Genomic DNA, 22,661 nt, shown 5'->3' with positions numbered 1-22,661 from the left:
GAACCCTACTCTGGAGAATTACCGGCGTAAAGACCGATTTGCAAACCGTTGTCACGGAATTCCGTGATCACAGATAGCGAATGCCGAACAACTTGACGGGCTCGGTCGGCGACCAGGGTTCAGGGCGGTTCGGGTTGGCAGCGAGGGCAATAGTAGATGCCGCGTTCGCGCTGCGTGATGCGATCCGACGGCGGGGTCGTCTCGCCGAGCGGCCGCACCTCGATCCGCGTGCCGCACCGCTGGCAGGGCTGACGCTGGCGACCGTAGACCAACGCGCGCCACGGCGGACGGTGCGCGGCCTGGGTGAGGACGCGATGCGCCTCGTTGACCAGGGCCAGCAGATCCGGCACATCACCGACCGGCATGGCCGGGTGCACTTTTCGCAGAAAGCAGACCTCGCTGCGGTAGATGTTGCCGATGCCCGCCAGATTGCGCTGATCGAGCAGGGCGAGGCCGACCGGTTGCGCTGGGTGTCTTTCCAAGCGCCGAACCGCCTCGGCCGCATCCCAATTCGGGCCGAGCAGATCCGGGCCGAGGTGATCGGTCGCGGTGTGCTCGTCGGCCCGGCGCAGCACCTCGACGGTGCCGAGCGAGAAGCCGACGGCCTCGGTGTCGTCGGTACCGAGCACCACGCGCGCGGTCACCCGCGGCCGGGTCCAGCGCTCGCCCGCGCAGTAGGTGCGCCACACCCCCTCCATCTTCAGATGGGTGTGGATGCTCGCGTTGGTGGTGCGGATGAACAGGTGCTTGCCGTAGCTGCCGACCTCTTCGACCAGCTCGCCGACCAGATCCACCGTCGCATACCTCGGCACCCGGAAATCGCTGCGCACCAGCGTCTTTCCCACGAGCGCGAGCCGCAGGCGGTTCGCGGTCAGGAAGACCTTGTCACCCTCGGGCACGCACCGCTCCCCCCGTCATGGTTGCCTCCGCAGCCGCAGCCCGCGCGGCGTGGCGGAGAAGCCCGCCTCGGTGAGGAAGCCCGCGAAGGTGTTGCCGTGCACCGATTCTCCGTCCACCCGGTCGATCACCAACGAGTCGACGCGGCGGCGCCGGACCAGCTCGGCGAGTTCGGCGGCGGCGGACTGGCGCGCGTTCGGGTCCTCGGTGAAGGTGAGCAGCGTCTTGCCGCCGCGCTCCAAGTAGAGCACGAGCTCGCCGTCCACCAGCACGACCAGCGCGCCCGCCTTACGACCAGGGCGGTGGCCACTGTCGCCGTCGCCCTTGGGCCAGCCGAGGGCCGCGCCGTACGGGTTCGCGGGGTCGCAGGCGGCCAGCGCCAGCGCCTTGCCCTGTTTCGCCGGATCGCCGGACCGGCCGCGTTCGGTGTCGAAGGAGCGCAACCGATCTACGACGTCGGTGGTGGAGAACTGCGCGCCGCCGAGCGAGTCGACGAAGTAACCGCGACGGCAGCGGCCGCGGTCCTCGAATTCGGTGAGCACCCGGTACATCAGCGCGAAACCGCCCGTCACACCCTCGTTCTGCACCGATCCCCTGGTCAGTACGCCATAACGCTCGAGCAGGGTGTCGGCGGTGGCGTGCGCGCGAATCGTGTTGTCGGCGATGCGTTCCGGCAGCAGCGACCAGCGCCCCGCGACGGCGGGCGGGCCGGACCGGGTCGGCATGGCCGGTCGGGGCAGGTAGGCGCGGCCACGTGGCGCGCGGCGTGGAGTCCGGTGCGTCGTCGTGGTTCGCGAGGTACCCGCGAGCAGGGCGCGCACCGGCGCGAACGTGTCGCCGGAGACCACACCCGCCCACACCAGCTCCCACAGCGCGGCGGCCACCGCGGTGTCGTCGAGGAGGCCGGTGGAGTCGGAGAGTTGGCGGAAGAAGTACGCGCCGCCGCCGTGTACGACCGGGGGGAGACGAATGGGCTCGGAGCGCGGCGGGCCATCACCGGCCGGGGCCTGGTCCACGTCGAGCGGCACCGCGCCATCGGGTTTCGTCACACGGTCGGCGTCGAGCGGCATCGCGGCGTCCGGCTTCGTCGGCATGTCGTCGTCTAGCAGTACGACGTTGTCGCGGCGGCCCGGCGAGTCCGAGGCGAGCGGCGTCCGCGGCGCCAATGTCGCACCGAGCGCGTCGAGCAGCCGCAGGTGCACCTCGGACAGGTCGATCTCGTCCGGCGGCGCGAGCGTGAACGGGGCCTGGTCCGCCAGGTGCAGCGCGATCCATCCATCCTTGGCCGTGATGGCGCCGTGCCCGGACCACACCACCTCGCCGGTGGCCATCAGCTCGTCCAGCATCGCGGGCGAATAGTCGCGGACGCGGGCGGGCAGGATCAGCGATTCCCACGCCGAGGCCGGAATGGGCACTCCGGCAAGCTGTTCCACCACGGCCGAGACGCCGTCGACGCCGCGCAGCTCGCCGGTCTCGACGTGCTGCCAGGACGGGAGGAAGCGCCCGAAGGCTGCGGTCGAGACCGGCTCGACCTCGTGCCGCGCCGCGGCGAGCGACCGCCGCCGCAACCGCCGCAGCACCTGGGTGTCGCACCACTCGGAACCGCTGGCACCCGGCGTGAATTCGCCTTCCACCGCCCGCTTTTCGGTCACCAGACGATGCAGCGCGGTGGCGGCGACCGCGGGGCCGATGCCGAAGCGTGCGGCGACGGCCTCGGTGGTGAACGGTCCGTGCGTGCGGGCGTAGCGGCCGACCAAGTCGCCGAGCGGGTCGGCGACCGGCTCGATGAACGCGGCGGGCATGCCGATCGGCAGCGGGACCCCGAGCGCGTCGCGGAGGCGGGAGGCGTCCTCGACGGCTACCCACCAGGTCCGACCCGCGAACGAGACCTCCAGCGCGCGCCGAGCTTTGGCGAGTTCCGCAAACCAGGGCCGCGGGTCGCCGGGCGGTTCGTCGACGGCACCGAAATTCGCCGCCATCTCGTCGTCGCTCGGCCGCGCATCCTCATCACCGCGCGCCACCGGCGCACCGACGCAACGCAACGCCGCCTCTTCCGGCGTCAGCGGCCCGAGCAGCCGCAGGAGATCGGCCAACCCCTCCGCATCACGCGCACGGCGTTCGGGGGTGAGTCGTTGCAGTTCACGCTCGGTCTGTTCGAGCACCGCCGGATCGAGCAGCTCGCGCAGCTCGACGCGGCCAAGCAGCTCCGCGAGCAATCCGGAATCCAGCGAGAGCGCGGCGGCCCTTCGCTCGGCGAGCGGGCTGTCGCCCTCGTACATGAACTGGCCGATGTAGTCGAACAGCAGCGCGCTGGCGAACGGCGACGGCGTCGCGGTCTCCACCTCGACGAGCCGCACCTGCCTGCGCGCGACCCGGCCGAGCAGGTCGCGCAGGTTCGGCAGGTCGTAGACGTCGCGGAGGCATTCGCGCACCGTCTCCAGCAGGATCGGGAAGTCCGGGAACTTCCGCGCGACGTCCAGCAGCTGCGCCGAGCGTTGCCGCTGCTGCCACAGCGGTGCGCGCTTGCCCGGGTCGCGCCGCGGCAGCAGCAGGGCGCGCGCCGCGCATTCCCGGAACCGGGATGCGAAAAGGGCCGAGCCGCCGACCTGTTCGGTGACGATGTCGTCGATCTCGTCCTGGTCGAAGACGAACAACTCCGCGCCGGGCGGATCGTCGGTGGTGTCGGGCAACCGCACCACGATCCCGTCGTCGGAGGCGTTCGGCGCGGCGTCCACGCCGAACCGTTCGCGCAGCCGGGAGCCGACCGCCAGCGCCCACGGCGCGTGAACCGGCAGACCGTACGGCGAGTGCAAGACCAGCCGCCAGTCGCCGAGTTCGTCGCGGAACCGTTCGACGATCAGGGTCCGGTCGGTGGGCAGCTGGCCGGTCGCGCTGCGCTGATCTTCCAGCAGGGTCACAAGATTCGAAGTGGCGTTGTCGTCGAGTCCGGCGGCTCGGACTATGCGACCGAAACCATCGGTCTCCGCGGAACCGGCATTCCGCGCGGCGGCCTTCCGCGACCCGGACGGTGCGCCGTCACCCGCGGCCGACGGCTCGACCGACCTGGCCAGCGCCTCGGCGGACTCCCGGCCCGCTTTGCGAATGAATTCGCCCAGCGCCGCGCCCAATTCGGCGGGCCTGCCCAACCCGTCCCCGTGCCAGAACGGAAGTCGCCCCGGCTGCCCGAAAGCGGGCGTCACCAGGACCCGGTCGAAGGTGATCTCCTCGATCCGCCAACTGGTCGCGCCGAGGGCGAACACGTCGCCGACGCGGGATTCGTAGACCATCTCCTCGTCGAGTTCGCCGACCCGCGAATTCCGTTCGCCCACCATGTACACCGCGAACATGCCGCGATCCGGGATCGCGCCGCCGGAGGTCACCGCCAGACGCTGCGCGCCGGGGCGGCCGGTGAGCGTGCCCGCGTCGCGATCCCACACCAGCCGTGGGCGCAGTTCGGCGAATTCGTCGGAGGGATAGCGACCGGAGAGCAGGTCGAGCACCGACTCGTAGGCCGAGCGCGGCAGTCCGGCGTAGCTGCCGGTCCCGCGCACCGTCTCGAACCAGGCGTCCACGTCGATGGGCTCGAGCGCGCAGGCCGCGACGGTCTGCTGGGCGAGGATGTCGAGCGGGTGGGCCGGAATCTGTAAGGCTTCGATCTGTCCCGTGACCATCCGCTGGGCGGCGACGGCGCAGTGGATGACGTCGGTGCGGTGCTTGGGAAACAGGACACCGCGGGAGATCTCGCCGACCTGGTGACCCGCCCTGCCGATGCGTTGCAGTCCGCTCGCCACCGAGGGCGGCGCTTCGACCTGCACGACGAGATCGACCGCGCCCATGTCGATGCCGAGTTCGAGACTGCTCGTCGCGACCACGCAACGCAGGCGCCCGCTCTTGAGGTCGTCTTCGATCAGCGCGCGCTGCTCCTTGCTGACCGACCCGTGGTGCGCGCGGGCGAGCAGTTGGTCGGCGCCGTGGATCACCTCGGTGGACGCGCCGAGCAGCGCGGGCGGCGCGTGCGCGGTGTCGATCGGATCGCCGAGCCGCGCCGAGTACGCCTCGTTCAGCCGGGCCGTGAGCCGTTCGGCGAGCCTGCGCGAATTCGCGAAGACGATCGAGGAGTTGTGGTCGAGCACCAAGTCCACGATGGCCTCGTCGACGTGCGGCCAGATCGAACCCGGCTGATCGGATTCGCCCGGCTCGGTCATGTCCGGCACCGGCACCCGCACCGACAGGTCGAAGGTCTTGGGCGCGGGCGGCGAGACGATGGTGATGGGCGCGTTGCCCACCAGAAACCGGCCGACCTTCTCCGGCGGCCGCACGGTGGCGGAGAGGCCGATGCGCTGGGCGGGCCGCTCGGTCAGCAGATCCAGCCTGGCCAGCGAGAGCGCCAGGTGCGAACCGCGTTTGGAACCGGCGATGGCGTGCACTTCGTCCACGATCACCGTCCGCACGGTGCGCAGGGTCTCGCGAGCCGCGGAGGTCAGCATGAGGAACAGCGACTCCGGCGTGGTGATCAGGATGTCGGGCGGGGTGCGCTGCATGGCGCGACGATCGGCGGCGCTGGTATCGCCCGAGCGCACGCCGACGGTGATGTCGGGCGGGTCGAGGCCGAGCCGTTTGGCGGTCTGCGTGACGCCTACCAGCGGCGCGCGCAGGTTTCGCTCGACGTCCACCGCGAGCGCCTTCAGGGGGGACACGTAGAGCACGGTGGTCCCCACGTGTTCGACCTTGCCGTCTTCGCTCGAACGACGCGTCCGGCGCTTCGGCGCGTCGTCCGGTCGCTCGCGCGCGGCGAGTTCATCGATCGCCCACAGGAACGCCGAGAGCGTCTTGCCGGAGCCGGTCGGCGCGACGACCAGGGTGTGTTCTCCGGCCGCGATGGCTTGCCACGCGCCGAGCTGGGCCGAGGTCGGCGCGGGGAACGCGCCGTCGAACCATTCCTGGGTCGCGCGGGTGAACATGGCGGTGGAGAACGTGGCCATGGGATCAGTGTGCACCCGAGCACCGACAGGCGACCGACCGCGAGGCGGCAACCGGCGGCTCGACGACACGGCGCCGACGAGACCTGGACGAAACCGACCGCGCCCCCGGCGCGGACCCCTAGCGTTACCCGAGAGCACACGACGAACAGACCGACAGGCCGGATAAGGGTCCGTCCGCCGTCGCCGGGTCGTACGCTTCGATCCGTGCAAAAGGTGCTGAGACTCGACCTGGTCAGCCATGGCATGACCGAGGCGATGCGAAAGGCACGTTTTCCAGTCGACGAATCCCTGACCGAGGCGGGCCGCCGCGCCATCTCCGCCTGTGCCCCGCTCACCGCCGCGCGTGTGCTGACCGGACCGGAACGCCGCACCGTCGAGACGGCGGCCCTGATGGGTCTGCCCGGCGAGGAGGACGCCCGGCTGCGCGACCTCGACGCGGGCGCGTGGCGCGGCGGCGAGCTCATGTCGGTGCCGCAAGACGAGCTCTACGCGTGGCTGACCAACCCGCAGTTCCGCGGCCACGGCGGGGAGTCGGTGCTGGACGTGATCGAGCGGACCAGGTACTGGATGGCCGAGATCGCCTCCGAGGGCAAGTCGACCATCGCGGTGACCCATCCCGCGGTGATCCGCGCCGCGCTGCTGGTGACGCTGGACGCCCCGCCGAAATCGTTCTGGCGGATCGACATTCCGCCCGGCAGTGTCACCCGCCTGCATTACCGCGGCGAGTGGACGCTGCATTTTCCGCCGTGAGCGCGTCGATCATTCCGCGCCGAGCGGCGTAGACCGTTCGGCGACGCTCAGCAACAGCCGCACCGCGTCGGTGATCAGCCGCGCCGACAGGGACGGGTCGATGGCGCGCTGAATGCCCAGGCCGAGACCGAGACTCAGCACCGCGGACGCCGCGTCCTCCGCCGGCATCGGCAAGTCCAAGCGGAGGCTGTCGGCCAGTGTCTGCAACTGCGCGGCCACCGCGCCGCGCACCGCGCCGAGGTTGGACACCAGCGCGGCGCGCAGCTCGGGATCGTCGCGCGAGAGCGTGGCGAATTCGAACTCGAGCATCGTCCAGCCGACGTCGCCGAGGGTGCGCTCGGCCCAGTCCTGAAGTCGCGCCAGCCGCTCTTCCAAGCTCTCGTCCGCGGCGACCAGTTCCGAGACCTCGCCGAACTTGGTGGCGTGGATGTCCTCGAGCACCTCGAGGCACAGCTCCTTCTTGGTGCGGAAGTTGGAGTAGACCGCGCCCTTGGAGTACCCGGCCTCCTCCGCGACGCGCTCCATGGAGGTCTTCGCATAACCGTCGGCGAGGAAGAGATCGCGCGCGGTCGCGATCAGATCGGCCCTGGTGCGGGCCTGACTCTCGGACCTGGTCAGTCGTGCCATGCCCGCGATTCTACGTACTCTCAGATTTCGGATACTGAGAGAATTTGAATTCTGATAGTGTGCGAAACCATGAGTAACAAGAACGGGCCACAGCGACGTGGCCTGGCCATCGGTTGCGGCGGGACGGTCGGCGCGGCATGGATCGTCGCCGCGCTCACCGCGGTGCGCGACGTGCTCGACTGGGATCCGCGCGAGGCCGACGTCCTGCTCGGCACCTCGGCGGGCGCGGAGATGGTGACCATGCTCGGCAGCGGCATCGACGTCGACGAGCTGGTCGCCATGCAGGAAGGCCGGAGCACCAATCCGGCGCTGCTCGCGCACATGCGCGACGAACCTGGCCGTTTCCCGCCGCTGCCCCGCCCCGGCCTCGGCGCACCGAGGCTGACTCTGCGCGGTGCGGGATCCGGGCAGCGACTGCTCACCGCGGGCAGCGGCCTACTGCCGATCGGCGGCGGTGACGCCGGATGGTTGCAGCGGCTCGCCGAGCGCCTGAACCGGGACCGCACCTGGGTGCCGCATCCGGCGACCTGGCTGGTGAGCATGGATCACGCGACGGCGGTGCGAGTTCCGTTCGGCGCGCCCGACGCACCCGACGCCACCCTCGGCGCGGCGCTGCGCGCGTCCTGGGCGATTCCCGGCTGGTTCCCGCCGGTCCCGATCGCCGGACGCCGGTTCGTGGACGGCGGCGCCGGATCCACCGCGTCCGTCGACCTGCTCGCCGGGCAGGGATTGGACGAGGTCGTGGTGCTCGCGCCGATGGCCTCCGCGTCACGGGTGCCCGCCACCGGCCCCGGCCACTTCCTCGAGCGTCAACTCCGCGACCGGATGAGCGCCCAGCTCGCCGCGGAGATCGCCCAGCTGCGCGCCGCGGGCACCCGCGTGCTGATGCTCGGCGCGACCGCCGAGGACCTCGCGGTGATGGGCCCGAACTTCATGGACGGCCGTCGCCGTCTCGACACCTTCCGGCACAGCCTGCGCAGCACCCGCCGCGCCCTCGAACAAGGAGTCTTCGCGTGAGAATTCTCGGTCACGGTTATCCCGCCATCGAGCTACGGGACGCCCAGGTGCTGATCACCGGCGGTGGGCGCGGTATCGGCCAGTCCACCGCCCAATTGTTCGCCGACGCCGGAGCCCACGTCGCCATCGCCGACGTCGACATCGCCGCGGGCGAGGCGGCCGCCGCGGCCATCGGCGCCCGCGCCTTCGAGCTCGACGTGCGCGCAAGCGACCAGTGGGACAAGGTCGTCGCCGAGCTCGGCCGCGTCGACATCCTGGTCAACAACGCGGGCGTGATGCCCGCGGGCGCGTTCCTCGACGAGCCGGACGCGATCGGCCGCGCCACCTTCGACATCAACGTCTGGGGATTGATCCACGGCATGCGCGCGGTGGTTCCCGGGATGGTCGAGCGCGGGAGCGGGCACGTCGTGAACGTCGCCTCGCTGGCAGGCAAGATCCCGATCGCCGGCCTGGCCGTCTACAACGCGAGCAAGTTCGCCGCCGTAGGTCTTTCTGCCGCAACGCGTCTGGAGTTCGCCGAGCGCGGTGTCAGCGTCAGCTGCGTGCTGCCGTCGGCGGTGCGGACCAGGTTGTCCTCGGGGCTGACGCTCGGTCGCGGGATGCCGACAGTGGACCCGGAAGACGTGGCCGCCGCGATCGTCGGGACCTTGCAGACACGCAAAGGTGAAGTGGCCGTACCGAATTACCTCGGGGGCATCGATCTCGCACTTGCCGCCGCACCGGAGCGGGCGGTTCAGTTGGTCCGAAAACTGTTCGACGGCAATCGCGCGCTCCATCCCGCCGACGCCGAGGTTCGGGAGAAGTACGAGGAAGAGGTTCGCTCGATCACGAAGTGAGCCGACCGAGCCCCACCACCGTGCCTACCGGGCATCGGCGCGGGGCTCGAACCTCCTTGCTCGCAATCGCTTCGACACAAACACCGCACGCAGCGCAGCCGCCCCGTCCAGCAGAGCTCGCGAGCGGGCGTCGACATTCACGTCCCGCGCCGCCAACGCGGACGCGATCTCGTTCCATGCGATCACTTCGACGCGAGCAGCGCACCGAGTGCGGCCGAGCCGTCAAGCATAGCTCGCGAGCGAGCGGCTATGTTCGCGTCTCGCGCGGCCAGCGCGGAGGAGATCTCGTTCCACCGGTTCGCCCTGCGCAGTTCGGGCATCAACGCCTGCAGCGGGGCGATCCGGTAACCGGCCATCCGCAGCTGGTGGACGATACGCGCGTCCCGGACGTCCCTCGGCGCGTACTCGCGCGCGCCCCCCGGCGTGCCGCGTCGCGGGATGAGGAGCCCTTCGGCTTCCCAGTGTCTGAGTGTCGACGTCCGCACGCCCAATGCGTCCGCCAGTTCGGCGATGGTCATCGAGTCCGTCGGCCGGACGTCGTCCACCGGCTCGACGGTGATGGCGGCGGCCGCCCGCTTCGCCATCTCCAATTCCTCGCGCTCGGTCGCGAGCCGGGCATGCGCGGCGTCCAAGAGCGCAAGCAAGTCCGAATCCGGATACCCGTGCGCGGCCCGCATGATCCGCTTCGCCTCGACCGGCCCCGCTCCGGCCGCGAGCGCGCGATAGGCCAGCGCGCAACGCAGGTGCGTCTCCGTGTAGGTCCGATAGCCCGCGGCGGTGCGCGTCGCGGGCGGCAGGACGCCGTCGCGCTCGAGGTTGCGCACCTGCTGCACGGAACAGCCCGCCCCTCTCGCGACATCGACCGTTCGCAGACCTGGCGATTTGCGACTTCTCATCGCGGTATCTCGGAATTCTCACGGCGAAGTCTCCACAAGCACATGAATGAAACGCTAGAACACATGCAGAGGAACGAGATCATCGAATTCGTCCGAGGGCTCGACGGCGTCCTGACACTCGAGCCGCACCCCGGCGACGGCTCACCCGAGATCGCCTGGGGCGACACGTTCTTCTATTACGCCCCCGACAACGTCGTCCCCCGAACCCAACCCTTCGCCACCATCATGACCAAGGACTACCCCGACGACGCGACCTCGCGCCTGAACCGACCCGACACCTTCCGAGTGAACTTCTTCGCCGGAAAAGACGCCTTCCTCGACCGGCTCGGCCGCACACCCCGCGATCCCGCCCCGGCCGACACCGATCCGAGCGCGACCGACACCCTCATCGCACACCCGGTCTACGGAAGCCAGGGCTGGCTCGCCGTCGTGAATCCGGGCCTACGAACGGAAACCGCTGTGCGCGAACTACTTCGAGCCGCCCACGACCTCGCCCGCTCCCGTTTCGAGCGCCGCTCCGGGAACGATCGAGCCGACTGGTGATGTACACGCGGTGCCGCCGATCCCACCGGCCACGCTCATGGCGATCACCCTGCCTCATACCCATCGGGTTGCGCACCCTGCGGCGGTCAGCCGCGTGGGAACCCTAGATCTGGTTCACCCTCGAAGGTGTACTCGCCCGTGGCCTCGAGCACTCGGCCCGCAAAGGTCATGGCCTCGATGAGCGCCTGCACTGAATCCACCCCGAAGAGGGCGCGGGTCGCCGGTTCAGCCTCGATCCCGTCCACGCGCACCGGGCAGTAGTAGCCGCCACCCTCGGCCTGCTGCGGCTTGCCGAACACGACGGTCACGGAATCCTCACCCTTGCGGAGTTCTCGCGTCGCGATGGGCTCACCGAGTTCCCAGGTCGTCATGCCCGCCACCCTATGCCCGCGAGGCGGCGAGCAGGGCGACGACATCGGGCGGGTCTTTCGGGCTCCCCGCCGCCCACCGGTACGGCGTCTTGGCTCTGCCCGCCAAGCAATCGGCGTACCACCGGTTGATGGCCTCCCAGCAGACTCGGGACTGTCGCCGCTGGCATTCCGGCACCAGCGTGTTGTAGTAGTGCCGGTCGCACGACTCCGTGTCAACACCGTTGACCTGCACGATCTTCGCGCAGCGTGGCATGACCGCGCCCGAGGTGGCCCCGACGGTGGGTGTCGTCAGGACGGAGGACAACAGGCCAATGCAGATAAACGCGAACAGGTTTCGCATGATTACTCCAAGAAGCGCAGTGATGGATGGGTCGGCGTTGAAGCGGTGGCCCGGATAGGCAGCGGAGCAGATCTCGTTCCCTCGTTTCGCGCGGCGCACACGCGCGAACGTCGAGTGCCTGCCCTTCGATGCCAGGCATTGGGTGGTCGGGTGGCCGAAGCGGATGCGCGGTGTGCGCCGGGATTTCGAGCGGACTTGATGCGGTAGCCCTGGCGGGCGAGGCGGTCCTGGATCTGCTGCACGCTGGGGCTTGTCGGTTCATCCTCGGCACGGAGACCGAGGGCGAGGATGGCGGCGATCAACACGGCCAAGGCGACCAGAACGAGCAGATCGTCTTGCAGCAGATTCATTTCGGAGCCTCCAGGGTGAAGCTGTGGACGGGCCGCAGCGTGCGCTGACCGTCGACGGCTTCGGCGACTAGATCGGCCCAGCGAGTGGCGAGGTAGCCGACGTGTGACCACGCTTGGTGAAGCTCGTCGGCGGTGTGGTCGGCGAGGAGGACGAGTTCGGCGGTGACGTGCGCGGCGGCCATGTCATCGACCGCTTGGCCGTACCCGGTCGTCTGCGCCCATGGTTGGCACGGTTGGACGTGCACGGCCACCCAGTTGTCGATCAGTGTGCGCAGGTCGCTGCGCCGGGCGTCGATTCGGGTTTGTCTGGTGGGGTGAGCGATTCGTGTTTGGTGTAGGTGAGCAAGTGCGTGTGCCCAGCGCAGGACAAGGTGGTCACCGCGCCGATGTCCGGCGGCACCGCGAAATGCGGCCGAGAGATCACGGCAACCCGGAAGCGTCGGCCGCGAACAGTAGTCGGCCGTACGAATTAAGTTCCCCGACACGGCACTTCAGCCCAGTACGGTCGAGACTAGCGCGAGCGCGGCCAGATACTGACGGCAGCGCGGGCCGTGTTCGGCGTGCTGCGACAGCACCAGCGCAGCACGCTCGCAGTCCATCTCGATCGGCGGACTCCCACAATGCCGGTGGTCGGTTTCCCACTGCTGTAGACGGTCCATCAGCGATGACATGTGTGCCTCTCCCCTGCAACGGTTGGGAGCACACCGGTGCCGGTCCGGCCGCGCCGGGCCAGAGCCCTACAGCCTCCCGAGCGGCCGGTTCACGTATCCGAGACGAGATAGAGGAATCGCCTGCGGTCCAACGCCGGTGTGCAGACTCAGCGTCTCCGTGGCGGGCTGAATCAACCACGCCGTAACGATGCAGTTGCCCTGCAACTTCAGTGCATTACTCCAGCGAATCAGCGGCGGAAGCGGGTGGACCGGTGTAATTTTCGTTTCACCACGGCGGCACGAGCAGGGGCTGGAGCTGAGCCGGTGATCATCTATCGCTGGACTGGAGTCGAATCGAAGGCGCTGCGCGAGGCGATGCTGCTCAGCGTCGATAAGTTCGCGGCCAGAACGGGTATCTCGGCGCGGGCGGTAGGGAACTGGGAACTTCAGGGTGCCTCGGCGCGGTTGCGGCCGAGCAGCCGAGAGTTACTTGAGAGGGCGCTGGCAGAAGCGCCGCCGGAAGTGATTGCCCGGTTCGAGCGGGCCCTCGCAGACATCGGATCGCAGCGAGACGAACCCGATCCCGGCTTGCCCCAAACGATTACTCTGGCGCATGACACCCCCGGCCGGTCCCCGGTCATCTCGGGTGCCGGTGAATCCGATCAGGTCTGGGTGCGCGCTCAGACCGCCGCTGGAGAGGTCGTCCTTGTGTCACTCCCCCGTCGCACCGTAGTCGCAGGATTCGGAGTAGGTGCATTAGCCGCCGCAGTCGGCGCCAAAACTGCGGCCGCCCTCGCCAACACTCCCGATACCAACCATGTCGCTCACTTCCACACGCTGCGGCTGTCGCTGATCGAGAGCGACAATCTCTACGGCGGACAAAGTGTGATCCCGTTGGTAGAGCAGAACCTCGAGATCATGAGTCAGCTGCGGTGCGCGGGGATCGGCGACGCCGCCGCGATGCAGCGAATGCGGATCCTCTATGCGGAGTTCGCAGCGTGGCTGTATCAGGATTCTCGGAACTGGGACCGCGCCCAGCACTGGACCGACCGCGCACTGACGTGGTCACTTCAGCTCGATGACCCGTGCTCGATCGCCGCCACCCTCATCCGGAAGGCACAGATCGCCAATGACCAGGGCGACGGCACGGAAGCGATGGAGCTGGCAGAGGCCGCCGAGCGTGCTGCCCCGTCGGGCACCCGGTTCGCCGCGGTCGCAGCCACATTCGCCGGTTACGGTGCCGCACAGGCGGGCGAACGCTTGGCCAGCGAACGCGCCTTCGACCGGGCGCGCATGCTCGCCGCCAACGCCGACGCTGATTTGTCGTGGGGATTCTTCCTCGACTCTCCCTACATCGACGTCCATCAGGCACATGGTCGCGTCGCATTGGGTGACTACCGCGCCGCGATCGACCAGTTCGGGCGCGCGATCACCGACATGCGATCCGGATACACACGCGACCAGGCCGTCTACATCTCACGGCAGGCACTCGCATACGCCCGGATGGGTGAGGCCGAGCCCGCCGCCACACTCGGCCTCACCGCGATGCAGATCGGTGTCAGCACCGGATCCGAGCGCGTCCTGCACAACATACGTGCGGTCGACGAGCTGCTATCGACGACAAACTTGCCCGAGGTCGCGGAGTTCCACGCTGCCGCGCAGCGGTGGGCGGTCGTCGCATCATGACGCGTCCGTTCGTGCTGTTGTCGGTCGCGGTCAGCGTCGATGGGTACATCGACGACACCAGCCCGGAACGGCTGTTGCTGTCCAACGCCGAGGACTTCGACCGCGTCGACCAGGTCCGCGCCGAATGCGACGCCGTTCTGATCGGCGCCGAAACCGTGCGCAGCGACAACCCGCGCTTGATCGTGAAAAGCGATGCCCGACAGGCCGAACGGGTCGCGGCCGGACGTGCCTCGCAACCGTTGAAGGTAACCGTCACCGCCAGCGGAAATCTCGACCCCGAGGCCAAGTTCTGGCACCACGGCACCGCCGAACACCGGCCAGTCGTCTACACGACGGAGACCGGCGCACAAGAGGCGAGCGAGCGGCTCGGCGAACTGGCTGTCGTAGTCGCGCTCGGTGAGACGGTCGATTTCGGTGTGCTGCTCGATGATCTCGGCCGCCGTGGCGTCGAGCGGTTGATGGTCGAGGGCGGCAGCCACATGCACACTGCCTTCCTGTCGGCAGGGCTCGCAGACGAGCTGCACCTCGCAATCGGACCTACCCTGGTCGGAGACAGCGCCGCGCCACGGTTCGTGAACCCGGCACGGTTCCCAGGCGGCTCGACGCACCGAATGCGGTTGGTCGACGTGATCCAGCTCGGCGACATCGCCGTGCTGCGCTACCACCCGAAGGAGAACCAATGACCGCACCGGATCACCACCACTGGATGAATCGGGCTATCGAGCTCGCGCGTTTGTGCCCCGTCGTGGAGGGCGCGTTCTCGGTCGGTGCCGTGATCGTGGCCGACGGCGAGGAGATCGCGACCGGCTACTCGCGGGAGACCGACACTAAGGTGCACGCCGAGGAGGCCGCGCTCGACAAGCTCGACGCGAACGATACTCGGCTGAAGTCGGCGACGATCTACAGCACGCTGGAGCCTTGCTCGGAGCGCGCGACGAAGATTCGCCTGCCGTGCACGGATCGGATTCTGGCGGCCGGTATTCCGGTCGTGGTGATCGCGTGGCGGGAACCGTCGACGTTCGTCGAGGACTGCGTCGGCGTGGAGAAGCTCCAACAGCAGGGTGTGAAGGTCATCGAGTTGCCGGAGCTCGCCGACGCCGCGATGTCGATGAACCGGCACCTCGACCTGTCGTAGCGCCAGATCCGGGCCGGTGTAGCGCGCGGCGTCGCAGCCGGGGGCAACGAGCGCGAGTCCTGACGCGGTGCGACACTCCGCGCTCCTCGAGCGTCAACTCCGCGACCGGATGAGCGCCCAGCTCGCCGCGGAGATCGCCCAGCTGCGCGCCGCGGGCACCCGCGTGCTGATGCTCGGCGGGACTCGACGGAGTCCTGACATTGACACCGCAACCCGGCGATGGCTCCCCCGATATCAGCTGGGGCGACGCGTTCTTCTATTACGCACCCGACGGCGTCGTCCCCCGGACGCAACCCTTCGCAACGCTCTTGACGAAGGACTACCCCGGCGACGAAACCTCGCGCCTGAGCCGCCCCGGCACCTTCCGCGTGAACTTCTTCGCCGGAAAGGACGCCTTCCTGAACTGGACCGGCCGCACACCCCGCGACCCCGACCCGCACACCGTGGACCCGAGCGCCACCGACATCGTCATGGCACACCCGGTCTATGGCCGCCAGGGGTGGCTTGCCGTGGTGAATCCGGGCCCGCGCACGGAAACAGCCGTCCTGGACCTACTTCGAGCCGCCCACGACCTCGCCCGCTCACGCAAGAAGCGCCACACCTGATCGGAACCGCTCATCTAGACGCGCCGCCGACCACATCTGGGCCAGGTCACACTGGCGACACCAGCCCAGCTGTCGTACTACCGGCGACACGACCAGACACTCACTCGAGTGCAGTCGCGGTATCGGTCAGGGTCGACTGTGGCCGCCAACCTGGACCCCGGAACAGGAAGCCGAGCTTGTCCGAGAATTTCGCCGCGTTCTTGACGTCCTGCCAGATCGCGACCATCTCGCGGACGTTGATCTTTGCGATGTTGTAGGTGTCGACGTTCTTGGTGAGCCCGTAGATCACCCGCTCACCCTCCGGCTCGAAAGAGCCGAAGATGCGGTCCCAGATGATGAGCACGCCACCGTAGTTGCGGTCGAGGTACTCGGTGTTCGAGCCGTGGTGCACGCGGTGGTGACTCGGCGTGTTGAACACGAATTCGACAGGCGCCCAGAGTTTGTCGATGACCTCGGTGTGGATGCCGAACTGGTACAGCAGGTTGATCGCGTAGGAGGCGGCGATGATCTTGCCATCGATTCCCAACAGTGCCAGTGGTACGAGGAACGGCAGGGACGTCACAACCAGCCAAGGCGTGCGCAGTGCCGTGGTGAGATTGAATCTCTCGCTCGAGTGGTGCACCACGTGGACCGACCAGAACACCCGGATTTCGTGGTGCGCGCGGTGAAACCAGTAGTAGGCGAGGTCGACCCCGATGAGTGCGACTGCCCACGCGACCCAACCCTCGAGGCGCCACGGCACCAGCGAAGAAACAGCCGCGAAGATCGCGAGTTCCGCCAGCGCCCATGGAACGTTGGCGAGTTGATACCCCAGGCCTGCGGCGATGGAGGTAGCCGAGTCACGGTAGTCGTACGGCTTGCCGTGACGCTCGAGGTACACGATCTCCGCCACAACGGCGACGATGAAGACCGGAACAGCCAGCCAGATCAGGATGGTCGAGACATCCATGCCGGACATCGCATGCGCGAGTCGCGGAACGACCATGACTATGGCAGCCGTGCTCAGTACCGCGAGGAGCAGCCCGCACGCCGAGATGAACCCCATCCCGCCGCGGGCCCGGAACTTCTCCGACCGCGCCTCAGTGGTCGATTTCATGCCACTCATATATGAACCATCGCGCTGAGCGGCGCTCCGGACCAGGGACCCAAGGTATGGGCAGTCGCCACCTTGTTGCCCGTTCGAGCCGTGCAGCTACGAGCTGCCCTCGGACCGACCCGCCGCCCGACGGGGGCGGATACATTTCGAGCCTCCCGAGTCCGAAGTTCACCCGATGGACGCGCCAGCGTCGGTCACCGTTCCGGTTCGCATGGCAGTCATCCGAGGGAGGGCGCGGCGGGGTCCGCAAGGATGCGCGCGGCCGCGAAGTGTTAGTTGCCACTCAGTTGCTAACAGTTTCGCCCTGGTTGACGACAGCACTTGCGGCCGACCGCTACTCACCCGACAGGAGCAAGAACGATGACGACCCGATCGGTGCGGCGCGTGCCGGTCCGCGCGATTGCCACCCAGTACGTCGCGGCGCTGATCGCGCTGGCGGTGACGGCCGTCTTCGGTTACCTGCTGCTACAACCCCAACAGCCGGCGGGCACGGCGGAAGCGCCTCGGTCCAGCGTCACTCAGCCGCACTGAAAAGCAATAACTAGACCGGTCGTCATAACTCGAGGTACCTTGGTCCTCGTGTCCCCACGAACCGACTCGCGGCAGCGCTTCCTCGACGCCGCCGCCGATCTCTTCCACACCAAGGGCTATCACGCCACGGGCCTGAACCAGCTGGTCAGCGCGGGCGGCGCCCCGAAGGGCTCGCTGTATTTCCACTTCCCCGGCGGCAAAGAACAGCTCGCGGCCGAGGCGCTGACGCAATCCAGCGTGCACCTGAGGGACACGCTGCGCGCGATCCTCGACGACGGCGGCACCGACGCCATATTCGCCGCGATGGCGGACAACCTCCACGCGTCCGATTTCCAGCGCGGCTGCCCACTCGCGACGGTCGCGCTGGACGCCGCCGCCGAGAGCGAATTGATCCGGCAGGCCTGCGTCGCCGGGTTCGACTCCTGGCGCGCGGTGATCGAAGAATTCCTGCGCGAGAAGGGCCTCGACGACGAGCGCGCGGCCAACCTCTCGGTCGTCGCGCTGACCATGCTCGAGGGCGGGCTGCTGCTCGCCAAGACCCAGCGCGACCTCGCCCCGCTGCGCACCGTCGCCGACCACCTCCGCACCACCCTCGAAAGGGAGCTGTCTTGATGCGCATCCACCACCTCGACTGCGGCACCATGCGCCCCTTCGGCGGAAAGCTGCTCGACGGAGCGCCCGGCCTGCTGCGCCGCGCCGAAATGGTCTGCCACTGCTTGCTTCTCGAACTCGACGACCGGCTCGTCCTGATCGAGACCGGCATGGGCGAGCAGAGCGTGCGTCGCCCGAACGAATGGCTCGGCCGTCGCTTCATCTCGCTCACCCGGCCGGTGTTCGACATCGAGCGCACCGCGGTGCGGCAGGTGGAGGCGCTCGGCTTCCGCCGCGAGGACGTGCGCGACATCGTGCTCACTCACCTCGATCTGGATCACGCGGGCGGCCTCGCCGACTTCCCGCACGCCACCGTGCACGTCTACGACGAGGAACTGCGCGCCTTCCGCGGCGCGCACACCGCTCAGGAGCGATTCCGTTACCGCGCAGCGCAATTCGAGCACGGTCCGAACTGGCAATCCTATTCCGAGCACGGCGAGCCGTGGTTCGGCTTCGAGGCCGTACGCGAACTGGCCGGACTGCCGCCGAGCCTGCTGCTCGTGCCGCTGGCCGGGCACACCCGCGGTCACGCGGGCGTCGCCGTCGACACCGGCGACGGATGGCTGCTCGCCGCGGGCGACGCGTATTTCCATCCGGGCCAACTGGATCTGGTCCATCCGCACCAGCCGCTCGGCACGACCCTTTTCGAACTCAGCGTCGAGACGCTCGGCGGGCCGCGGCGTGAGAACCAGCAGCGCCTGCGCGATCTGCTCCGCGACCACGGCGACCAAGTGCGAATCTTCTCGGCGCACAACGCCGCCGAGTTGCGCGCCTTTCAGACCGTGCCCGCCTGAGCCGAAAACCCTTGACCATCCAGCCCTTCTCACCTAACTTACAAAATGTCAGTTGTGAGAAGAGTGCGGCCATGGACGATCCGCGACGCTATGTGGTCATCGGCGGCGGACTGGCGGGGCTCGCGTCCGCGGTCTGGCTCGCCGAGGCGGGCAAACAGGTCACGTTGCTGGAGCGCCGCGGACGGCTGGGCGGGCGCACCCACGCCATGCGGGTCGACGCCGTCGACGATCCGCCCGACAACGGTCAGCACGTCATCGCCAGCGGTTACGAGCACCTGTTCCGCTACCTCACCAGCGTCGGCACCCGCGAATACGTCGCCTTCCCGCACCGCGCCACCCTCCGGTGGCCGGACGGGCGCTCGGTGAGCATGTCCACCAAGGGATTCGGCGCGCTGCGCACCTTCCTCGGCGCGCATCCCGACGCGAGCGTGCCGGACCGGCTGCGCGCGGCCCGCGCCACGATGCTCCTCGGGTGGCAATGTCTGCGCCAGCCCGCCGATCTCGCCGACCTCACCACCGAACAGTGGTTCCAGCGCGTCGGTATGCCCGCCACAGCCCGTGAGGCGCTGTGGGATTGGCTCGCGCTCGGCATCGCCGCCGAGCCCGTGCAGCGGGAGTCGGCCAAGGTGTTCGCCGATGTCATGGCGACCGGCATCCGGCTCGGTGTCCGGCACCGGCGGCCGGTCACCATCGGCTACCCGACGACCGACCTCGACACGCTGTATGTCACCGGGGCACAGCGCGTTTTCGAGCGGCACGGGGTGGAGGTCAGGTACCGGGCCATCGCCCGGCGCATCCACATCGCCGACGGCGAGGTGACCGGCGTCGCGCTCGCCGACGGCTCGGTGCTGCCCGCCGACGCGGTGGTCTGCGCCGTGCCGAACTCCGCGATCGGCGGTCTGCTCGACGACCTGCCCGAGCACGCCGAAATCTACGCCGCGGCCGACGAACTCGGCTACACGCCGATCGTCAGCACCAACCTCTACCTGGACCGTCCGCTGGGCACCACGGCCGAGTTCGAGGCGCTGATCGGCGGCACTGGAATCATCGACGAGGTCTTCGACCGCCAGCTGATGACCGGACGGAACACCGACAAGGCCTGGCTGTACTGCCTGACCACCAGCGGCGCCTACGAGCAGATCCACAAGTCCAACGACGCGATCGTCGCCGAACAACTCGACCTGCTGCGCCGCTACTATCCGGCGGCCGCCGCGGCCCGCGTCGTGCAGGCCCACGTGGTGCGCATGCCGAGGGCGACGTTCTCGCAGGTGCTCGGCACCCACGGGCTGCGACCCGCCCAGCGCACCTCGGTCCCCACCCTGGTGCTCGCGGGTGACTGGACCGCCACCGACTGGTCGGCGACGATGGAGAGCGCCGTGCAGAGCGCGGCGAAAGCTGTGGAACTTTTGCTTGCGCTACCGTCTCTGCCGTGACCACGGAGCGAGCCTCCCGCGCCCCCAAGCGGCGCATGTCCGCCGCCGAGCGCCGCGACCAATTGCTGGACGTGGCCCGCGACATCGCCGCCGCCGAGGGGTTCGGCGCGGTCGGCATCGAGCGTGTCGCCCGCACCGCCGACGTCGCGCGGGCGCTGGTCTATCAGCAGTTCACCGATTTGCCCGGGCTGATGTCGGCGCTGCTCGACCGGGAGAGCGCGGTCGCGCTGGCCGGCGTGCGCAGTGTGGACTGGAGCGGCACCGGCGACGACGTCGACCAGGTCGGCCGGGGCGTGCTCGCCTATCTGCACGCCGCGCCGACCAGCTGGCGGATCATGCTCAGCCCGCCCGACGGTGGCCCGCCCGAGCTGCGCGACCGGCTGGAGACGGGTCGCGCCTACGCGCGGGCGATCGGCGCGCGACACCTCTCGCGCTACGCCGGGATCACCATCGATCCGAACGGCGCGACGGAGCGGATCATGCTGGCCGCCGTCGAGGAACTGGCTCGGCTGCACCTGACCGATCCGGCCGCGTATCCGGACGAACTCGTGCTGCGCTACCTGCGCTCGCTGGTGGATTGGGCCGTCGGCGTCGAGGCGGGAGCGCTCGGCCGCGCCTGAATCTTTCTCGGACGCAGCCGAGCGCGCGGCTCAGCCGTCGGAGGGCACCGGCTCCAGGATCTGCGGCCGCGGCTCCGGGGCGGCGATCCGCAGCGCGTCGGCCGAGGCGTCGTCGGGCTGGGTCTGCGACCGGATCTCGGCCTGGACCCGCGCCTGGTAGGTCCGTATCTCGCGGTCGATCTCCGCCTCGTCCCAGCCGAGCACCGGCGCGACCAGCCGCGCCACCTGTTCGGCGCAGTGCGCGCCGCGGTGCGAGTACTCGATGGAGATTCTGGTGCGGCGGGCCAGGATGTCGTCCAGGTGCAGCGCGCCTTCGGCCGCCGCCGCGTACACGGCCTCCACCTGGAGATACGAGGGCGCCTCGGTGATCGGCTGCAACAGCTCCGGCTTGCCCTCGGCCAGCGCCATCACCTCATCGATCAGCGAACCGTAGCGATCGAGCAGGTGCTTGACCCGGTACGGGTGGATGCCGTACGCCTCGGCCAGCTGGACTGTTTGGTTGACCAGTGCGAAGTAGCCGTCCGCGCCCAGCAGCGGCACCTTCTCGGTGATCGACGGCGAAACCCTGGCCGGAATGTCTTGTGCCGCTTCGTCGACCGCGTCGTAGGCCATCACTCGGTAGGTGGTGTACTTGCCGCCCGCGATCGCGACCAGCCCAGGCGCGATCCGAGCCACCGCGTGCTCCCTGGACAGCTTGGACGTGGAATCGCTCTCGCCCGCCAGCAGCGGTCGCAGGCCCGCGTAGACGCCGGTGATGTCGTCGCTGGTCAGCGGGGTGACGAGCACCTCGTTCACCCGGTCGAGCAGGTAGTCGATGTCCGCCTTGGTGGCGGCCGGGTGCGCCAGGTCCAGATTCCAGTCGGTGTCGGTGGTGCCGATGATCCAGAACGCGCCCCACGGGATGACGAACAACACCGAGGTGGCCGTGCGCAGGATGATCGCGGTGTCGCTGACGATGCGGTCGCGCGGCACCACGACGTGCACGCCTTTGGAGGCGCGCACGTGGAACCGGCCGCGGTTGTGCGAGAGGGCTTGGACCTCGTCGGTCCACACGCCGGTCGCGTTGATCACCACGTGCCCCCGCGCCTCGCCGGAACGTCCGTCCTCGCTGTCGCGGATCCGCACGCCGACGATCCGATCCGCCTCCCGGAGGAACCCGACGACCTGGGTGGAGGTGCGGATCACCGCACCGTAGTGCCCTGCCGTGCGCGCGACCATCATGGTGTGGCGGGCGTCGTCGACGACCGTGTCGTAATAGCTGACGCCGCCGATCAGCGAATCGCGCCGCAGCCCGGGCGCCAGCCGCAGCGCACCCGCTCGCGACAGATGACGCTGTCCGGGAACGGATTTCGCGCCGCCCATGGTGTCGTAGAGCACCAGCCCCGCCGCGACGTACGGCCGTTCCCAGCCGCGGTGGGTCAGCGGGTACAGAAAGCGCAGCGGCTTCACCAGGTGCGGCGACAGCGTGGCCAGCGCCAGCTCACGCTCCCGCAGCGCCTCGCGCACCAACCCGAATTCCAGCTGCTCCAGATACCGCAGCCCGCCGTGGAACATCTTCGACGACCGGCTCGACGTACCGGACGCCAGATCCCGCGCCTCGACCAGCGCGACCGAGAGACCGCGGGTCGCCGCGTCGAGCGCGATACCGGCGCCGACCACCCCGCCGCCGATGACCAGCACGTCGAAATGTTCCTTGCCCAACCGCTCCCAGGCCGCACGCCGCTGCTCCGGGCCCAGGAACTGCGATTCCGGTTTCTTGGTCATGCTCGACTCCTCCAGCCGACGCGCCTGCGTCGGACGTCGTGGGTCTTCACGGGCACAGATCGAGCTGTTCTGGTACAGGCTATGCGA

The 22,661-nt window shown here is 68.9% G+C and carries 24 protein-coding genes; 13 read left to right on the top strand and 11 right to left on the bottom strand.

The features are described 5' to 3' along the window. Nucleotides 1-119 precede the first annotated feature (119 nt). Together T333_RS08205 and T333_RS08200 are read right to left on the bottom strand one after the other, a co-directional pair. Nucleotides 120-899: a DNA-formamidopyrimidine glycosylase family protein gene (locus T333_RS08205; protein ID WP_354999966.1), complete on the bottom strand. Its 780-nt coding sequence runs from the start codon at nucleotides 897-899 to the stop codon at nucleotides 120-122. Between the two features lie 15 nt (nucleotides 900-914). Next, nucleotides 915-5,879, bottom strand: a complete 4,965-nt coding sequence (locus tag T333_RS08200; RefSeq protein ID WP_496424056.1) for an ATP-dependent helicase — start codon at nucleotides 5,877-5,879, stop codon at nucleotides 915-917. Nucleotides 5,880-6,083: 204 nt separating this feature from the next. On the opposite strand from T333_RS08200, the gene T333_RS08195 reads away from it, so the two are divergent. Further along, nucleotides 6,084-6,629, top strand: coding sequence for a histidine phosphatase family protein (locus T333_RS08195; RefSeq protein ID WP_354999968.1), 546 nt, complete (start codon nucleotides 6,084-6,086; stop codon nucleotides 6,627-6,629). Nucleotides 6,630-6,638: 9 nt separating this feature from the next. Here the strand turns inward: T333_RS08195 and T333_RS08190 are convergent, their stop codons facing one another. Continuing rightward, nucleotides 6,639-7,256 (bottom strand): TetR/AcrR family transcriptional regulator, encoded by a 618-nt coding sequence (locus tag T333_RS08190; RefSeq protein ID WP_496424055.1) that lies wholly within the window; start codon nucleotides 7,254-7,256, stop codon nucleotides 6,639-6,641. A gap of 69 nt (nucleotides 7,257-7,325) precedes the next feature. On the opposite strand from T333_RS08190, the gene T333_RS08185 reads away from it, so the two are divergent. Both T333_RS08185 and T333_RS08180 read left to right on the top strand, forming a co-directional pair. Then, on the top strand, nucleotides 7,326-8,273 hold the full coding sequence (locus T333_RS08185; RefSeq protein WP_496424054.1) for a patatin-like phospholipase family protein: 948 nt from the start codon (nucleotides 7,326-7,328) through the stop codon (nucleotides 8,271-8,273). Continuing rightward, nucleotides 8,270-9,109: an SDR family oxidoreductase gene (locus T333_RS08180; protein WP_496424053.1), complete on the top strand. Its 840-nt coding sequence runs from the start codon at nucleotides 8,270-8,272 to the stop codon at nucleotides 9,107-9,109. The genes T333_RS08185 and T333_RS08180 overlap by 4 nt, the downstream gene beginning before the upstream one ends. A gap of 182 nt (nucleotides 9,110-9,291) precedes the next feature. On the opposite strand, the gene T333_RS08175 is transcribed toward T333_RS08180, so the two are convergent. Further along, nucleotides 9,292-10,005 carry a MerR family transcriptional regulator gene (locus T333_RS08175; RefSeq protein ID WP_496424052.1) on the bottom strand — a complete coding sequence of 238 codons (714 nt, stop codon included), beginning with the start codon at nucleotides 10,003-10,005 and terminating at the stop codon, nucleotides 9,292-9,294. A gap of 63 nt (nucleotides 10,006-10,068) precedes the next feature. On the opposite strand from T333_RS08175, the gene T333_RS08170 reads away from it, so the two are divergent. Further along, complete coding sequence (locus T333_RS08170; RefSeq protein ID WP_496424051.1) at nucleotides 10,069-10,548, top strand: DUF6194 family protein; 480 nt, start codon at nucleotides 10,069-10,071, stop codon at nucleotides 10,546-10,548. A gap of 86 nt (nucleotides 10,549-10,634) precedes the next feature. Here the strand turns inward: T333_RS08170 and T333_RS08165 are convergent, their stop codons facing one another. The 5 genes from T333_RS08165 to T333_RS08145 form a co-directional block, all read right to left on the bottom strand. Continuing rightward, nucleotides 10,635-10,919, bottom strand: coding sequence for a DUF6968 family protein (locus T333_RS08165; RefSeq protein WP_357251131.1), 285 nt, complete (start codon nucleotides 10,917-10,919; stop codon nucleotides 10,635-10,637). A 10-nt stretch (nucleotides 10,920-10,929) separates the two neighbouring features. Beyond that, entirely contained in the window at nucleotides 10,930-11,223 is a 294-nt protein-coding gene (locus T333_RS08160; protein WP_496424050.1) for a hypothetical protein, read from the bottom strand. A gap of 38 nt (nucleotides 11,224-11,261) precedes the next feature. Continuing rightward, nucleotides 11,262-11,609, bottom strand: coding sequence for a hypothetical protein (locus T333_RS08155; RefSeq protein ID WP_496424049.1), 348 nt, complete (start codon nucleotides 11,607-11,609; stop codon nucleotides 11,262-11,264). Next, nucleotides 11,606-11,860, bottom strand: a complete 255-nt coding sequence (locus tag T333_RS08150; protein WP_357251139.1) for a hypothetical protein — start codon at nucleotides 11,858-11,860, stop codon at nucleotides 11,606-11,608. The genes T333_RS08155 and T333_RS08150 overlap by 4 nt, the downstream gene beginning before the upstream one ends. 240 nt (nucleotides 11,861-12,100) lie before the next feature. After that, nucleotides 12,101-12,280, bottom strand: a complete 180-nt coding sequence (locus T333_RS08145) for a hypothetical protein (protein ID WP_357251142.1) — start codon at nucleotides 12,278-12,280, stop codon at nucleotides 12,101-12,103. A gap of 303 nt (nucleotides 12,281-12,583) precedes the next feature. Between T333_RS08145 and T333_RS08140 the strand changes: the two genes are divergently transcribed. From T333_RS08140 to T333_RS08125, 4 genes are all read left to right on the top strand, one after another. After that, the gene (locus T333_RS08140; RefSeq protein WP_496424048.1) at nucleotides 12,584-13,945 is read left to right on the top strand and encodes a helix-turn-helix domain-containing protein; all 1,362 of its coding nucleotides are present in this window, start codon (nucleotides 12,584-12,586) and stop codon (nucleotides 13,943-13,945) included. Next, on the top strand, nucleotides 13,942-14,628 hold the full coding sequence (locus tag T333_RS08135) for a RibD family protein (protein WP_357251148.1): 687 nt from the start codon (nucleotides 13,942-13,944) through the stop codon (nucleotides 14,626-14,628). The genes T333_RS08140 and T333_RS08135 overlap by 4 nt, the downstream gene beginning before the upstream one ends. Next, nucleotides 14,625-15,080 (top strand): deaminase, encoded by a 456-nt coding sequence (locus T333_RS08130; RefSeq protein WP_357251151.1) that lies wholly within the window; start codon nucleotides 14,625-14,627, stop codon nucleotides 15,078-15,080. Before T333_RS08135 ends, T333_RS08130 begins: the two co-directional genes overlap by 4 nt. A 200-nt stretch (nucleotides 15,081-15,280) precedes the next feature. After that, the gene (locus T333_RS08125) at nucleotides 15,281-15,685 is read left to right on the top strand and encodes a DUF6194 family protein (protein WP_357251154.1); all 405 of its coding nucleotides are present in this window, start codon (nucleotides 15,281-15,283) and stop codon (nucleotides 15,683-15,685) included. Between the two features lie 100 nt (nucleotides 15,686-15,785). Here T333_RS08125 and T333_RS08120 read toward each other — a convergent pair whose 3' ends face one another. Then, nucleotides 15,786-16,781 carry a sterol desaturase family protein gene (locus T333_RS08120; protein ID WP_496424047.1) on the bottom strand — a complete coding sequence of 332 codons (996 nt, stop codon included), beginning with the start codon at nucleotides 16,779-16,781 and terminating at the stop codon, nucleotides 15,786-15,788. Nucleotides 16,782-17,141: 360 nt separating this feature from the next. Between T333_RS08120 and T333_RS08115 the strand changes: the two genes are divergently transcribed. The 5 genes from T333_RS08115 to T333_RS08095 are packed head-to-tail and all read left to right on the top strand — an operon-like array spanning nucleotide 17,142 to nucleotide 20,810. After that, complete coding sequence (locus T333_RS08115) at nucleotides 17,142-17,312, top strand: hypothetical protein (protein WP_496424046.1); 171 nt, start codon at nucleotides 17,142-17,144, stop codon at nucleotides 17,310-17,312. 48 nt (nucleotides 17,313-17,360) lie between these two features. Further along, the gene (locus tag T333_RS08110; protein ID WP_354999975.1) at nucleotides 17,361-17,924 is read left to right on the top strand and encodes a TetR/AcrR family transcriptional regulator; all 564 of its coding nucleotides are present in this window, start codon (nucleotides 17,361-17,363) and stop codon (nucleotides 17,922-17,924) included. Continuing rightward, entirely contained in the window at nucleotides 17,924-18,757 is an 834-nt protein-coding gene (locus tag T333_RS08105) for an MBL fold metallo-hydrolase (protein WP_496424045.1), read from the top strand. Before T333_RS08110 ends, T333_RS08105 begins: the two co-directional genes overlap by 1 nt. A gap of 17 nt (nucleotides 18,758-18,774) precedes the next feature. Beyond that, nucleotides 18,775-20,190 carry a hydroxysqualene dehydroxylase HpnE gene (hpnE, locus tag T333_RS08100; RefSeq protein WP_496424163.1) on the top strand — a complete coding sequence of 472 codons (1,416 nt, stop codon included), beginning with the start codon at nucleotides 18,775-18,777 and terminating at the stop codon, nucleotides 20,188-20,190. Beyond that, nucleotides 20,187-20,810 carry a TetR/AcrR family transcriptional regulator gene (locus T333_RS08095; protein ID WP_496424044.1) on the top strand — a complete coding sequence of 208 codons (624 nt, stop codon included), beginning with the start codon at nucleotides 20,187-20,189 and terminating at the stop codon, nucleotides 20,808-20,810. The genes hpnE and T333_RS08095 overlap by 4 nt, the downstream gene beginning before the upstream one ends. A 30-nt stretch (nucleotides 20,811-20,840) precedes the next feature. Here T333_RS08095 and T333_RS08090 read toward each other — a convergent pair whose 3' ends face one another. Then, the gene (locus T333_RS08090; protein WP_354999977.1) at nucleotides 20,841-22,574 is read right to left on the bottom strand and encodes a glycerol-3-phosphate dehydrogenase/oxidase; all 1,734 of its coding nucleotides are present in this window, start codon (nucleotides 22,572-22,574) and stop codon (nucleotides 20,841-20,843) included. Nucleotides 22,575-22,661: the final 87 nt, after the last annotated feature.

Source organism: Nocardia sp. CNS-044 (genome assembly GCF_059570515.1).
This window is presented reverse-complemented; position numbering and strand designations above follow the sequence as displayed.

Bases quoted from the DNA above. Each gene is read 5' to 3' on its own strand.
- T333_RS08155 (WP_496424049.1), bottom strand. From the start codon at position 11,609: ATGAATCTGCTGCAAGACGATCTGCTCGTTCTGGTCGCCTTGGCCGTG.
- T333_RS08120 (WP_496424047.1), bottom strand. From the start codon at position 16,781: ATGAAATCGACCACTGAGGCGCGGTCGGAGAAGTTCCGGGCCCGCGGC.
- T333_RS08190 (WP_496424055.1), bottom strand. From the start codon at position 7,256: ATGGCACGACTGACCAGGTCCGAGAGTCAGGCCCGCACCAGGGCCGAT.
- T333_RS08165 (WP_357251131.1), bottom strand. From the start codon at position 10,919: ATGACGACCTGGGAACTCGGTGAGCCCATCGCGACGCGAGAACTCCGC.
- T333_RS08130 (WP_357251151.1), top strand. From the start codon at position 14,625: ATGACCGCACCGGATCACCACCACTGGATGAATCGGGCTATCGAGCTC.
- T333_RS08170 (WP_496424051.1), top strand. From the start codon at position 10,069: ATGCAGAGGAACGAGATCATCGAATTCGTCCGAGGGCTCGACGGCGTC.
- T333_RS08145 (WP_357251142.1), bottom strand. From the start codon at position 12,280: ATGTCATCGCTGATGGACCGTCTACAGCAGTGGGAAACCGACCACCGG.
- T333_RS08200 (WP_496424056.1), bottom strand. From the start codon at position 5,879: ATGGCCACGTTCTCCACCGCCATGTTCACCCGCGCGACCCAGGAATGG.
- T333_RS08115 (WP_496424046.1), top strand. From the start codon at position 17,142: ATGACGACCCGATCGGTGCGGCGCGTGCCGGTCCGCGCGATTGCCACC.
- T333_RS08135 (WP_357251148.1), top strand. From the start codon at position 13,942: ATGACGCGTCCGTTCGTGCTGTTGTCGGTCGCGGTCAGCGTCGATGGG.
- T333_RS08185 (WP_496424054.1), top strand. From the start codon at position 7,326: ATGAGTAACAAGAACGGGCCACAGCGACGTGGCCTGGCCATCGGTTGC.
- T333_RS08175 (WP_496424052.1), bottom strand. From the start codon at position 10,005: ATGAGAAGTCGCAAATCGCCAGGTCTGCGAACGGTCGATGTCGCGAGA.
- T333_RS08105 (WP_496424045.1), top strand. From the start codon at position 17,924: ATGCGCATCCACCACCTCGACTGCGGCACCATGCGCCCCTTCGGCGGA.
- T333_RS08090 (WP_354999977.1), bottom strand. From the start codon at position 22,574: ATGACCAAGAAACCGGAATCGCAGTTCCTGGGCCCGGAGCAGCGGCGT.